General features: G+C 51.8%; 12 protein-coding genes. 5 read left to right on the forward strand and 7 right to left on the reverse strand.

Annotated features, from left to right (window positions below; genetic code table 11):
• Nucleotides 1-5: 5 nt before the first annotated feature.
• Nucleotides 6-1301: a D-amino acid dehydrogenase gene (locus QCD69_RS16400; RefSeq protein ID WP_253453724.1), complete on the reverse strand. Its 1296-nt coding sequence runs from the start codon at nucleotides 1299-1301 to the stop codon at nucleotides 6-8.
• A 524-nt stretch (nucleotides 1302-1825) separates the two neighbouring features.
• Between QCD69_RS16400 and QCD69_RS16405 the strand changes: the two genes are divergently transcribed.
• Complete coding sequence (locus QCD69_RS16405) at nucleotides 1826-3361, forward strand: SpoVR family protein (protein ID WP_253453721.1); 1536 nt, start codon at nucleotides 1826-1828, stop codon at nucleotides 3359-3361.
• A gap of 65 nt (nucleotides 3362-3426) precedes the next feature.
• Here the strand turns inward: QCD69_RS16405 and fadR are convergent, their stop codons facing one another.
• Complete coding sequence (gene fadR, locus QCD69_RS16410) at nucleotides 3427-4143, reverse strand: fatty acid metabolism transcriptional regulator FadR (RefSeq protein ID WP_253453719.1); 717 nt, start codon at nucleotides 4141-4143, stop codon at nucleotides 3427-3429.
• A 302-nt stretch (nucleotides 4144-4445) separates the two neighbouring features.
• Here fadR and dsbB point away from each other — a divergent pair, with 302 nt between their 5' ends.
• The 3 genes from dsbB to QCD69_RS16425 all read left to right on the forward strand — a co-directional run bounded on the left by dsbB (nucleotide 4446) and on the right by QCD69_RS16425 (nucleotide 7816).
• Complete coding sequence (dsbB, locus tag QCD69_RS16415) at nucleotides 4446-4976, forward strand: disulfide bond formation protein DsbB (protein ID WP_253453716.1); 531 nt, start codon at nucleotides 4446-4448, stop codon at nucleotides 4974-4976.
• Nucleotides 4977-5106: 130 nt separating this feature from the next.
• Nucleotides 5107-5277, forward strand: coding sequence for a hypothetical protein (locus tag QCD69_RS16420; protein WP_253453713.1), 171 nt, complete (start codon nucleotides 5107-5109; stop codon nucleotides 5275-5277).
• Between the two features lie 304 nt (nucleotides 5278-5581).
• On the forward strand, nucleotides 5582-7816 hold the full coding sequence (locus QCD69_RS16425) for a hypothetical protein (protein WP_301252779.1): 2235 nt from the start codon (nucleotides 5582-5584) through the stop codon (nucleotides 7814-7816).
• A 97-nt stretch (nucleotides 7817-7913) separates the two neighbouring features.
• On the opposite strand, the gene aroD is transcribed toward QCD69_RS16425, so the two are convergent.
• Nucleotides 7914-8798: a type I 3-dehydroquinate dehydratase gene (aroD, locus tag QCD69_RS16430; RefSeq protein WP_301252780.1), complete on the reverse strand. Its 885-nt coding sequence runs from the start codon at nucleotides 8796-8798 to the stop codon at nucleotides 7914-7916.
• A gap of 90 nt (nucleotides 8799-8888) precedes the next feature.
• Nucleotides 8889-9281, reverse strand: a complete 393-nt coding sequence (locus QCD69_RS16435) for a hypothetical protein (RefSeq protein WP_253453704.1) — start codon at nucleotides 9279-9281, stop codon at nucleotides 8889-8891.
• Nucleotides 9282-9515: 234 nt separating this feature from the next.
• On the opposite strand from QCD69_RS16435, the gene QCD69_RS16440 reads away from it, so the two are divergent.
• Nucleotides 9516-10082 (forward strand): diguanylate cyclase, encoded by a 567-nt coding sequence (locus QCD69_RS16440; protein WP_301252781.1) that lies wholly within the window; start codon nucleotides 9516-9518, stop codon nucleotides 10080-10082.
• A 110-nt stretch (nucleotides 10083-10192) separates the two neighbouring features.
• Here QCD69_RS16440 and QCD69_RS16445 read toward each other — a convergent pair whose 3' ends face one another.
• From QCD69_RS16445 to QCD69_RS16455, 3 genes are all read right to left on the reverse strand, one after another.
• Nucleotides 10193-10372 carry a general stress protein gene (locus QCD69_RS16445; protein WP_301252782.1) on the reverse strand — a complete coding sequence of 60 codons (180 nt, stop codon included), beginning with the start codon at nucleotides 10370-10372 and terminating at the stop codon, nucleotides 10193-10195.
• 753 nt (nucleotides 10373-11125) lie between these two features.
• A complete protein-coding gene (locus tag QCD69_RS16450) occupies nucleotides 11126-11404 on the reverse strand; it encodes a hypothetical protein (protein WP_301252783.1) in 279 nt (92 codons plus the stop codon).
• A 650-nt stretch (nucleotides 11405-12054) separates the two neighbouring features.
• The gene (locus QCD69_RS16455) at nucleotides 12055-13314 is read right to left on the reverse strand and encodes a GIY-YIG nuclease family protein (protein ID WP_301252786.1); all 1260 of its coding nucleotides are present in this window, start codon (nucleotides 13312-13314) and stop codon (nucleotides 12055-12057) included.
• Nucleotides 13315-13395 lie beyond the last annotated feature (81 nt).

Below are 13395 nucleotides of genomic sequence, written 5' to 3' on the forward strand. Positions count from 1 at the left end.
GGAAACTAGCGCGCGCCGTGCAGTATTGGGCCTGTAGTGGGCAGAAATCCCGGCAGATAACGCATAACCGATAAATCGTCAGCGGCAATCGCCGGAGCGCGTCCTGAGATAATATCAGAAAGCAGCTGTCCGGAGCCGCAGGCCATGGTCCAACCGAGCGTTCCGTGACCGGTATTCAGATAAAGATTTTTAAACGGCGTGCGGCCGACAATCGGCGTGCCGTCCGGGGTCATCGGACGCAGCCCGGTCCAGAACGTCGCCTGGGCGAGATCGCCGCCCTGCGGATAGAGATCCCGCACCACCATCTCCAGCGTTTCGCGTCTGGCGGGCAGCAGTTTGGTATTGAAGCCGACGATCTCCGCCATGCCGCCCACGCGGATCCGGTTATCAAAACGCGTAATCGCCACTTTATAGGTTTCGTCCAGCACCGTGGAAACGGGCGCCGCCTCCGGATTGGTAATCGGGATAGTCAGCGAATAGCCTTTCAGCGGATAAACAGGGATAGCGATAATGTCGCGGAGCAGCGAAGTGGAATAAGAGCCGAACGCCACTACGTACGCGTCCGCCGTCACGATCTCAGCGCCGCATTTCACACCAACAATCTGGTTATGCTCCTGCAGCAGCGCGTCGACGGGCGTATTAAAGCGGAAAGTCACGCCTGCCGCCTTCGCCATCTCTGCCAGCCGACGAGTAAACAGCTGACAGTCGCCGGTTTCGTCGTTAGGCAGGCGCAGACCGCCGGTCAGCAGATGCCTGGTCGTCGCCAGCGCGGGTTCCGCTTCGGCCAGCTGGCTGGCTTCCAGCAGTTCATAGGGCACGCCCGCCTCTTTTAATACCGCAATATCCTTGGTGGCGCTTTCAAACTGCTGCGCGGTGCGGAAAAGCTGCAGCGTTCCACCCTGGCGTCCCTCATAGGCAATACCCGTCTCATGGCGCAGCGCCTTCATGCAGTCGCGGCTGTATTCGGCGATGCGCACCATGCGGCTTTTATTTTCCTGATAGTGGCGCATATCGCAGTTACGCAGCATTTGCCACATCCAGGCCAGCTGGAAACGGCTGCCGTCCGGGCGGATAGCCAGCGGCGCATGACGCTGAAACATCCATTTTATCGCCTTCAGCGGCACGCCGGGCGCCGCCCACGGTGCCGCATAGCCGGGCGAAATTTGTCCCGCGTTGCCCGCGCTGGTTTCCAGCGCCACGTCGGGCTGACGGTCGATAACCGTCACCTCATGCCCGCTTTGGGCCAGATACCAGGCGCTGGCCACGCCCACCACGCCACTTCCCAGAATGACAACTCGCATCGCTACTCCACCGCCGGTTTCTTAAAGATGAATACACTGGATACAGGCGGCCGCTGCGGTGAAAAAAGCTGCGGGATGACAGCGGACGCCCTGTAAAAATATTGCCCTTCTTTTTTACCCTGGGCGGGAATAAAAACAAGATGCCGATGATAAATCGGAGTTTAATATTGCAATAGTTGCGACGGCAGCAGCAAATAATCATGAAGGCGCTATTTATTCCTTTCCGCAGCAGAATATGATTACGCCATATTTTCCGCTTATATACAGGATATTATCCTGTCCGGATTATTATTTTTTGCGCTTTGCCTGACGTTAAAATGATTTTCCGGCTTCCGCTCTATTTTCTGCCGAAGATTTCCATTGTATTCCCCTGAGCGATCGGAGAGAGTGAACTATCATTGAGTTACTGGCTTCAATTCCAGGCCTGTTCCGATGGCGGCAGCGTCATGGCAGGTCGTAATGAAAACGGATGTTTGTCGCTACTGATGTAACGTCGAAAACCGGTTTTAAAAAAGGGGTGCGCTATGACGACTATCTTTGATGAGTCCATTACGAACAGCCAACGACTCAGCGACGGTCCCGACTGGACGTTCGATCTACTGGACGTCTACCTTGCAGAAATTGACCGCGTCGCCAAACTCTATCGCCTTGATACCTATCCGCATCAAATCGAAGTCATCACTTCTGAACAGATGATGGACGCTTATTCCAGCGTCGGGATGCCCATCAACTACGCGCACTGGTCATTCGGTAAAAAATTTATCGAAACCGAACAGCGCTATAAGCACGGTCAGCAGGGCCTGGCTTATGAAATCGTCATTAACTCCAATCCGTGTATCGCCTATCTGATGGAGGAAAATACCATCACTATGCAGGCGCTGGTGATGGCGCACGCCTGCTATGGCCACAACTCCTTTTTTAAAAATAACTACCTGTTCCGCAGCTGGACGGATGCCAGCTCTATCGTTGACTACCTGATTTTCGCCCGTAACTATATCAGCGAGTGTGAAGAGCGCTACGGCGTGGAGGAAGTCGAACGGCTACTGGATTCCTGCCATGCGCTGATGAACTATGGCGTCGATCGCTACAAGCGCCCGCAAAAGATCTCCTTGCAGGAGGAGAAGGCCCGTCAGCGCAGCCGCGAAGAGTATCTGCAAAGCCAGGTGAACATGCTGTGGCGCACGCTGCCGCGTCGCGAAGCGGAGGCGACCCATACCGAAGCGGCACGCTATCCCAACGAGCCGCAGGAAAACCTGCTCTATTTTATGGAAAAAAACGCGCCTCTGCTGGAGTCGTGGCAGCGAGAAATCCTGCGTATCGTGCGTAAAGTCAGCCAGTATTTTTATCCGCAGAAGCAGACGCAGGTGATGAACGAGGGCTGGGCGACCTTCTGGCACTACACCATCCTTAATCATCTGTATGACGAGGGCAAAGTCAGCGAACGCTTTATGCTGGAGTTTCTGCACAGCCATACCAACGTGGTTTATCAGCCGCCCTATAACAGCCAGTGGTATAACGGTATTAACCCTTACGCGCTGGGCTTCGCCATGTTTCAGGATATCAAGCGCATCTGTCAGGAGCCGACGGAAGAAGATCGCTACTGGTTCCCGGATATTGCCGGTTCAGACTGGCTGGAAACGCTGCACTTCGCCATGCGCGAGTTCAAGGACGAGAGCTTTATCAGCCAGTTCCTGTCGCCCAAAATCATGCGGGATTTCCGCCTGTTTACGGTGATGGATGACGATCGCAATAACTTCCTGGAAATTGCCGCTATCCATGACGAGGCGGGCTATCGGGCGATCCGTCAGCAGCTTTCCGCGCAGTATAATTTAAGCAACCTGGAGCCTAATATTCAGGTTTATGATGTCGATCTGCGCGGCGATCGCTCATTAACGCTGCGCTACGTGCCGCATAGCCGCGCGCCGCTGGATAAGAGCCGCCGCGAAGTGTTGAAGCACGTGCATCGCCTGTGGGGCTTTGATGTCCATCTGGAGCAGCAAAATGACGACGGCAGCACGGAAATCCTCGACCGCTGTCCGCCCCGCCCCACTTCCCTGTAATAACCTGAAAAGCCGGTGCTGAAGACCGGCTTTTTTACGGCTTATCCAGAGATTTTACAGGAATACTAACGACGTATGCCGGATTCAGCGGGCATGGTGTTTTGCATGCCGTGCCAGATTTCACCGCTGCGATGGCCGTAATCGCGCACCGTTTCCACAATCTTGTCCAGCTGCTGGGCCTGACAAATCGTCAGCAGCTGCTGATAGAATTCACGCGCCACGCGACGCGCTTCCGGATTTGAAAAATAGTGACGGCCTACGCGGGTGTACAGCCCTTTCAGCCCGTTAAGGATCAGGCCGTAGATAGGATTACCGGAGGCAAAAGCCAGCCCGCGAAAGATATTGTAATCCAGCTCGGTATAGGCTTCCGCCTTGTCTTCTACCTGCTGCGCGGTGACCAGAACCGCCTCAGCTTTATCCGGATGAATACGGATAGCGCGGCGAATAAATACGGAGGAAATATCGGTGCGAACCGAAAGCAGGCTGTCGATAAGCTGCGGCACGCTGTCATGATCGAGACGCGCCAGCGTTTCAAGGATGCTTAAGCCCGAGGTTTCCCAGAAATTATTTACCCGGGTCGGCTTGCCGTGTTGAATGGTCAGCCAGCCGTCGCGCGCCAGGCGCTGCAGCACCTCACGCAGCGTGGTGCGGGTCACGCCGATCAGCTCTGACAGCTCGCGCTCAGCAGGCAGAATTGACCCCGGCGGGAAGCGGCTGTTCCAGATACTTTCGATAATATATTCTTCAGCGAAGCCCGCAGGGCTCTGGGCCTTAATAACCATAGCGTATTGTTTCCGTTGCGTTCAGGGCTGCAAAAATTCGGCTCATCATACCAGATGGCTTAGCCGTCACCTAGACTGACGAAAGCGTAAAACGCTGCCGAAATCGCATTTCTCCTGAAATTAAGCCCTTGATTTACGTTATTAAGCCGTGGCCGCTTTCAGCGCGCCGTCGAAGCGATACATTTTTTTACACAGCGGCTAAGCCGCGCCGTATTCAGCAGCGTAAATTTACCGCATAGTGGCTGGCACGGCAGCCCTTTTGGTTTACACTGCCGGTTCAACGCTTATTACAGGGATTGATTATGTTGCACTATTTTAATAGCCGTTCTCGTGGTCGCGGCGCCTGGTTGCTGATGGCGCTGACGGCTTTTGCTCTGGAGATGGTTGCGCTCTATTTCCAGCACGTGATGCTGCTAAAGCCCTGCGTGATGTGTATTTACGAACGCTGCGCCCTGTTCGGTATTCTTGGCGCTGCGCTGGTGGGCGCTATTGCCCCCAAAACGCCGTTGCGCTGGGTGGCGATCCTGATTTGGATCTATAGCGCCGTGGAAGGCGTGCGTCTGGCATGGGAGCATACGATGATCCAGCTGCATCCGAATCCTTTTACCACCTGTGATTTCGCCGCCCGCTTCCCGCAGTGGCTGCCTCTTGATAAGTGGCTGCCGTCGGTATTCGTTGCGACGGGCGACTGTGCGGAAAATCAGTGGTCGCTGTTTTCGCTGGGTATGCCGCAGTGGATGACGATTATCTTTGCCGCCTACCTCGTTGTCGCCCTGCTGGTGCTGCTTGCGCAGTTTTTCACGCCGAAAAAACGCGATCTTTTTTCCCGCTAAACGCACTCCTCCTCCCGGTCGTGCCCGTTGTCTGCGGGCTGCCGGGCTTTGCCTTTTCCCGCAGGCCGCGTTGTCAGCCCTTAACAAGGCGGCTACGCTTTAGGCATACTTCGATGCGAAAAGGGAAACTATGAAAAACATTGCGTTAGCCCTCTCCTTTGCTTTTTCCGTTACGCTACTCTCCGGCTGCGCCCACTGGGGCGCCAATGATACGCACAGCCCGCCGCCGGCGCCGCCGAGTGGACAGCAGCCTCCGGGCGCACCGGGCGGCAGCGGCCCTGTCGGTCAGCCTCAGTCCTGAACCCGCCTCCCCTGAAGTCACGCGCTCAGGGGATTTTTTTTGTCTTTCTCCCTCCGGCACCTTAAAGCCAGGCCGGGTTCAGAACGTCATTTCACCGTTTACCTCCCCTTTTTTAATCTGCTTAAAACATAAGAAATATTGTTAAGTTAATATCACGCCGCTTATTAAATCGTAACGAGTTAATCGCGTAAATATATGAAATAAATAATAAAAAACACTATTGCCAATTCTTCACCAAAGGAATACAGTGCAGTTACTGTATAAACATACAGTTAAAAACTCACTAACAAAGGATGGAAACATTATGGCTGATACACTGATTTTTAATGAAGTTGCTTCATTCGCCGCGCTGCGTGCTCGCAAACCTGCCGCTGAAGGCGAACGCGTTTTCCTGAGCTCCTGGAATGCCCGCGCTGCCGGCGACCGCTCTGTCACCTTCGGCGAAGGTTGGTTTACCGGTTATCTGGTCGCGGCGGCGGACGACGGCGGCTTTATCGCCAGCAACGGCGGCGCGTACCACTGGCGTCGCGACAGCGATATTGAAGCGTTAACCGTTCATGACTTCGGCGCCGTACCGGGCGGCAAGGTTGACTGCGCGCCTGCCGTTAAGGCGATGTATGAATTTATGACCGGCAGCTTCGCCCGCGGCTTTACCGACGGCCTTTCCAGCAAAGTCGGTATCCGTTTCGGCACGGGCACCTACCTGGTTAAGCCGCTCGACCTGCGCACCTATGGCGACAAAATCCCGGCCAACCATTCGGAACTGCCTTATAACCCAAGCGGCTACTTCGCCGCCGGCGATTTCGTGATGCGCGGCGTGACCACCAGCTTCGGCAAGCAGATCGGCACGCGTATTATCTCTGACAAATCCGCTTCGGCCGTGCTGGCGCTGAACCACCGCTACTTTTCCATCTACGGCATTGAGTGGGAAGGCCAGCAAACGGTGAAGCAGGACGAAAAAACCAATATGCTGATTGGCGCAACGGTGGGCGTGTTTAACGATACCGCCTCCAATAAACAGCCGTTTATCACTAACGAATGCGTGGGCGGCACCTTTGCCAACGTCTCCTACTTTAAAGCCAGCAATACCGGTGAAGCGGCAATTTACTACCTCGACAGTCTTGACAGTAAATTCACCCAGATTTACTGCAGCCGCGTGGCGGGCCCGGTGATTAAGGTAGGCTGGAGCAACCGTCCGTCCGGCGCCTGGGATCACTCCACGGCGATTGAGCTTACGGAATTTAACTTCCAGTACTGCTACGCGCCAGCTATCTGGATCCCTCGTCATGGTCAGGGCCTGATCCGTAACGGCTGGATCGAACACAGCGCCGTTCCGATGGATATCAACAACGGCCAGTGGCTGATTGAAGCGCTGAGCATTGAGTCCTCTACCTACGATGCCGTGTTCTTTAATTCACGCGTTATTATGTCGCAATGGTCAAATCCGACCGGCGTGGAGTACGACCGCACTTCTGCGCCAGGCAGCGCAACCTGGTTCAGCTATCCGAAAAACCCGGACGGCAGCGACATTGTCGCCAGACTCTCCGGGTATGAAATGGGCATGTCGCTGTTTCAAAACAGCGGCACCTATCTGGACCATCCGCTGCGCGCGCAGTGGCTGAGCGGCGTGCTGCGCGGCACCATTGACAGCAGCCAGCGCTGGTTGAATATCGGTACGTTTCGGATGCCGAAAACCGGCAGCCACTGGAAAATTGAGGTGGACTGCCGCAGTACCTACGGCGGCATCGGTGGCGACACCGCCATGCCGATCCAGAACGACCGTGCAGCCGGTACGCTGCATATCCACGTAGCGCGTGGCGCGGGCTCGGTTCCGGCAGTAAGCTACTGGATGGAAGGCACGCCGGGTATTAGCGAAGTGCAGTATATCCCTCAGGATTTTAACGATATCCTGCCGGGCCTGTGGGTCAAGCTGCCTGATACCATTGCCGAATATGGCGTGCACGTTCGCGGCACTGGTGAAATGCGCGAAGATAACGGCAGCTGGGCAAGGTTTACGCCAAGCGGCGTGACGCAGAGCGCAGCGCCGGAAGGCGGCGTGGCGGCGCAGGCGCGGATGTCGATGAACAACGGCCTGGCCGGTTTTGGCGCACAGGATGATGTTGCCGGGATCAGTACTCGCTCCCAGGCCTCGACTACCGTGCCGGTTGAGCAATCTAAACCGCGGCAGTGGATGCGCATTAACATCAACGGAATTGAATACGCGATGCCTTATTACGCCTTTACGCCGCAGATTGACACCCAGCCGGCAGCCACGGTTTCCGTCGCGGCGGGCGGCACGTTAAATCTGACCGTTGCGGCTAAGGATGCCGCAACCTGGCAGTGGCAGAAGTCGACCAACGGCACTACCTGGACGAATATCGCCAATGCGAAAAGCGCCACCTGGAGCAAAGCAGCCGTGACTACCGCCGATGCCGGCCAGTATCGCTGCGTGATCAAGGGACAGGTCGGTGCCGTGGACGCCACCGTGACCACCAACCAGGTAACCACGAACGTCTCAGTGGTCACCGTCACCGCTTAATGCAGTACGGGGTGGCGACGCTTTGCGTCCCGCCCCCAGGCTACAGGCCGCATCGGAAACGATCTGCTCAGAACGTCAGGATGTGCCTGTAGCTGCCTTATGAACGCATTCCTTTATGTACTACCTCCAACACCTTTCCCAGATCCTGCACGTCAACCTGCCCCGACGCCGAAGCGTCGCCAAACATAGCGAAAGTCAGCGCCGAACCGGACAGTTCTCCGCTCATGCGTGACAGCACGCCCGTTTCACCCATCGACATCGTTAACAGCGGGCGCTGCGCATAGTGCTGATGCATATCCAGCGTAGCGTTAAGCAGGGTCAGCACGTCTTCCGGGCCTTTCGGCATCGCCGCCAGCTTCAACACATCCGCGCCGCGCCGCTGCTGCTCGCTCAGGCGGGCGATAATTTCCTGAGCGGAAGGCGTAGCGTGCAGCTCATGGCTGGAGAGAATGATATGTTTACCCTGTTGATGCGCCAGCCCGATCAGCGGATCGGTCAGCGTGCTGTCGCGGTACATTTCAATATCCAGCAGATCGAACTGGCCAGCCGTCAGTAAGGCGTGATACAGCGCGGCATACTTCCGATCGCTGATGGCTTTCTTGCCGCCTTCGGCTTTGGTGCGAAACGTCAGCAGCAATAGCTTGTCGCCAAGACGCGAGAACACCTGCCGCGTTAAAGCCGCCATCGCGTCGGTATCGTCAACGTTGTCCAGCGGATCGAGCCTTAGCTCCAGCATATGAAAATCGCTTCTGTCCGCAATCTTATCAACGAAGGCTAAAACCGCCTTTTCGCTGCTGTCAGTGGTTGGGATAATTACTTTGGGCTGACCTTCGCCAATAGCGATCCCTTTCAGTTTCAGAACGGGTTTATCAAGCTGAGGCGGTGTCGAAGCTTCGGAGGCCGCTGCGGCGGCAGGTGTGGAAGACATAAGCGAAAGGGCGACCAGTGCGCCTCCGCAACCGATAAACTCTCTGCGATGCATAACGCTTTACCTCCCGGTTAAGGGTAAAGATTTTAAGCATAGCAAAGGAAATCAAGCCGGTAGCGCACTGCCCTTGACGGATGCCAGACGCTAATCGATCTTACGACAGTCGTACGAACCGGAAATTTTTATCTGGCTGCGGCTGCTGCGCAATACCTCAACGTCAAGCGTGGCGCTACCCGCCTTATTCAGGTATGTCATCCCGTAATCGCCCTGAAATTTGGTAGCAGCCACGGTCCAGTGCATTTTCACATTGTCGACATCGCCTTTCTGCTGCAGCCAGCTGACCTGCTGCCTGCGGGTTTTTACGCCGTCCACGGTCGCCCAACTGCCGTTCGCCGTCTGCCCGGCCAGACGAAAAGGCCCGCATTTAATATCCGCCAAAGCAAGCTGTGGCAAAGCAAGTGCCACGGCAAGCATGGAAAGAAGGATCGGTTTCATTTTTACCTTGCGAATATAACTATCCATTGTAGAAGTGAGCATCTGGTGTTCCTTATTGAGTAAACTGCGGGCAATACCTGGAGCGGCATCAACATCTACTGAATAATAGCTTACTTAACGTTTAGCGCGGCGCACCCTGAGTTTAATTAGCCGACTTTTCTGCCCTACCTCAGAAATAATGCAAACCTGTCATTACTCCGGAAACAGCGCATTATTCTGGCATCTCTGTTTTGTATGGCTATGCTTTATGCATTCTTACACCGATGAGCCGTCGCCATGCAAAATTTTGATCCGCAGATGATGATGCTGCTTTATTTTGTGCTGCCCGTCTGGCTTATTGCCGGTTTCGCCGACTATTTATGCCACAGAGCCACAAACATAGAGACTACCGCCGGGCTGAAAGAAACCTTTATTCATCTTCTGATGTTTCTGGAGATGGGCGCCCCGCTTCTCGCTGCGCTTTTCCTGGATATCAATGCGCTGGTGATTGGCTTTATGATCGTGATGTTCTTCTGCCACGAAGCGACAGCATTGTGGGACGTCAGCTATGCCGTAACCACCCGGCGCGTATCGCCCGTAGAGCAGCATATCCACAGTTTTCTGGAGATGGTGCCGTTAATGGCGCTGTTGCTGGTGATTTCGCGTCACTGGTCGCAGTTTCTGGCGCTGTCTGGCCTGGGCGCAGAGCCTGCCCGCTTCGATCTTCATCAGCGAGCCGATCCTTTACCTGACGCATATATTGCCTGTGTTCTGGCCGGAATACTGTTTTTTGAACTTATACCCTATCTGGAAGAATACTGGCGGGGTAAGCAGGCTCAAAATAAGGGCTATAAAAAAGACTAATAACTTCACTTTTTATAAAGTTCAGATAGAGAATTTACCTGTATAAATAAATTTAACCCCGGCATTAAATGCCGGGGCTGGCGTATTAAGCGATAAATTTCCGTTCGCTTTTATTCAGACTTGCGTCCGCCGCCGTGGCTATGCTCACCCCCTTTCTTGCCTGCTTCTGATGCTTTTTCACGGTCGTTAGCAAAATTACCTCCGCTATTTTGACCGCCTTTTTTACCTGCCTCAGAAGCTTTTTCACGGTCTTCTGCAAAGTTTCCAGAACCGCCACGATGTTCAGCCATAATCTCCTCCTGAATACAAACTTCATTAGTTAATTGGCAACCGGCTTTTACGCCGGGAATTTCGTGTTGCGTAATTAAGAGTAGATAAAATCTTTGTATTTGCAAAAGTGTTAACCGCTTCGCTTAATAAAAAATTATACAAGCACACCGACGTGTACAAATTTAAATATAAGGCGCGTGATTTTTTCCGTTCAGGGATAATAATTTATCTAATGGAATAAGAATAACCCCAAAGGTGCAAGAAACAAAAAATTACATTTTGATATTTAAGAAAACACCAATGAAACAGACGAATTACCCTACCTCGCTGGTTACCTTGTCGTTCTTTGCGAATATCTGTGGACAGACTGCTCACTAACAAGCTGTTTTCGTTTAACTTTCTTGGGTGAAACTATGCGAACGGCTGATTTGCACTGCAACAACGTATTGCCGTCGTCTGGCTGTATTGGGCACAAATGTGCAGTCAGGCCAGACGGCGAGCTGATTTTGGCAGCTAACAACGTATTGCCGTCTACCATAAACCCCAATCAGTCCATGGAAAGGTCAGAAATGGCCTGAAGACAGACCCTGAAGCAGTGAAAAGGCCAAATGACGAAGCGCAACGCTAATGCGTCGTGGGCTTGTTTTAAGCGTGCTAAAAAGCAAGCCGGCTCATCTTACGGAATGGGGATAACAGCCGGGCTTAGAAACAGAGCGGGACAACTGTCCCGCAGTCAGTCTGCGCTCTTATCGTTAGAGTGCGCAGCAGGACAGCTATTGCTGCATGTCAGCAAGCGTTTTTTCCTCGGTCGTCTCCTCGACGACCATGACCAAAGGGCATTTTTTAACCTTACAGGCCTGGGAGTAGGCAAGTTCACAAACCTCACACAGATCGCGTACCTCTGATTCGTATTCATATTCCATAAAATAACGAAACGTAGCGCTGCGCGATGCTGTTCTCCAGAACCTCTGCTGTTCCAATATTTCATCAAGCTGCCTGAAAGTCAGGGCTGAAGGGTTATGGAAACCCACTCTCACACGGTATGTAGTCATACCCTGATTATTTGCAGAGTGACGCAACTTATCCAGGCGGTGCTGATTCTCATTGAGATAGGCAAAACCTAAACTGCGTAGTCAGGTAGCAGCAGTTTAACCCTGGTAGCTGGAGGATGTGGCCTTCTCTGCCAAACCAGAGGCCGGTCTCGCTATCAGCGGGCGCAGAGGATGCTCTTACGCCTAGCCTGCGCTGAATATATGGTTTCAAAATCAAGGCGAATACAATCAGCAGTAGAGATCGAAGACATTTGCTTGTTCTCAACTAATCCTGACAAATCACCCTGCCAGTAAAAGTGGCAGCTCACCACCCCGTCCTTTCATAATCTATGACACTACCACATTAACAATTAGCGTTTATCGAGAATGGAAACCTTAAGCGCATCGCTACCGGATTTGAATTATGAGCCGATAAAAGGGGCACGTTTGAAGGTTAGAAGGTTAGAAGGTTAGAAGGTTAGAAGGCACAAGAGTATGGGATTTTTCGTCATTATTCCGCCGTCAAAAATTGACATGTCGGGCCAAAAAAAATAATCACCCCTTCCTTTTCTGGGGAAATAATGATACTCCTGAAGCCTTTTGTTAATTGAGGTATTCTGGCTTACATTACTCAAGAAAAACCCGCCGAAACGGGCTTTTACTTTAAATCATCATGCCATAGAAGGTTCATTAATCGAAATTAATTCTTCACTCATTTCTAAAGAGCGATAATATTGAAGCGCAGCGGGGTTAACTATATAATCAACTTTTCCATGATTCTTCTCCACGCACTCAATGATTTTCCCTATATCGGCTTTAAAAAACTCCTTGCGAAGATTTACTTTATTTATGCGTTCCCCGCTGAGCATTTTATGTAACTTAGCTTCCAATGCTGGTGCATCATCACAACTAATCATTGCATGGACATCAAATTCAAATGGTACACTAGCTCCGCTTAACTCAGAAACACGGTCAAAAGGTTCCAGACGTCGAGTCATGCCGATTTTAAATACATTCTCACCAAATGATCCTATGTTAGATATTATGTAGACATGCCCTTGCTTAGTCATCTGAGCTAATGATTTAGCCCTCTCGTATCGCTTGTGTACTTCTTCAATTTCTTGCTCAAGCTTGCGCCGGGTTTCTTCCAGCTCTAGTCTATGCTCTTCATCAGCTGCTAATAATGCTTCGTCAATAGCTTTTCGACGAGCTTCCAGCTCCTGTTCTTTTAGTTCAGTCTCTAATTGTTCTTTTTCAAGCTCTTCAGCACGCTGCCTTTCTTCCCGCATCTGACGTTTTACCTCATTTTGGGCTTCTCGCTCATCCTGCAACTGCTGAAGCGCTAATACTTTATCCCGAAATTCTTTTTCTACGACATCCCAGTCAGCATTGTCTTTAAGCTCGAAGTAGTCGTATTTAGCAATTAACGACTGATAAATAGAGGTTTCTTTTCTTATATCTTCTAGCTTTTTCTCAAAGTTCCTCAATGTTATTGAGTTAAGCAAGGTTTTCCTTTTAAATCGATAGGTGTCGTCCAAAACCCGCTGGATTTCTTCCTGTGCATTTTGATGTTGATCTTTAAATATCTTTTCAAAATCAAAGGCAAAATCTACAGCCTTATTGAAAATGGCCTTACTTCTATTTTGATGGAATGCAATTGATTTATGGAGCTCATCCAGAAGCTTTCCATGCTCAGCCTCACGATAAATGTCACGATTTTTATATTTTCCAATGGTTTCGTTTTTTTCTTTTATGGCCGCATCTATTGCTTCTTCTTTTTCAGTGACCTCCTCATTAATTCGGTTATAAAATACGGCCTCAAGCTTAGCGTTTTTTTCATCATATCTTTTTTTTAGAATTTTATAAGTAATAAACCAGGCACATAAAGCCCCAACACCAAAAATAATCAGCAACAGGTAAAGCGCGTCCATTTCAAAACCTCATGTTATAATCAAGTGTGATGAAAATATAACATGCCCTTCTCTGTAAACGCCATTGAATGTTAAGATTTC

Source organism: Erwinia sp. PsM31 (assembly GCF_030433775.1).
Lineage (GTDB): Bacteria > Pseudomonadota > Gammaproteobacteria > Enterobacterales > Enterobacteriaceae > Erwinia > Erwinia aeris.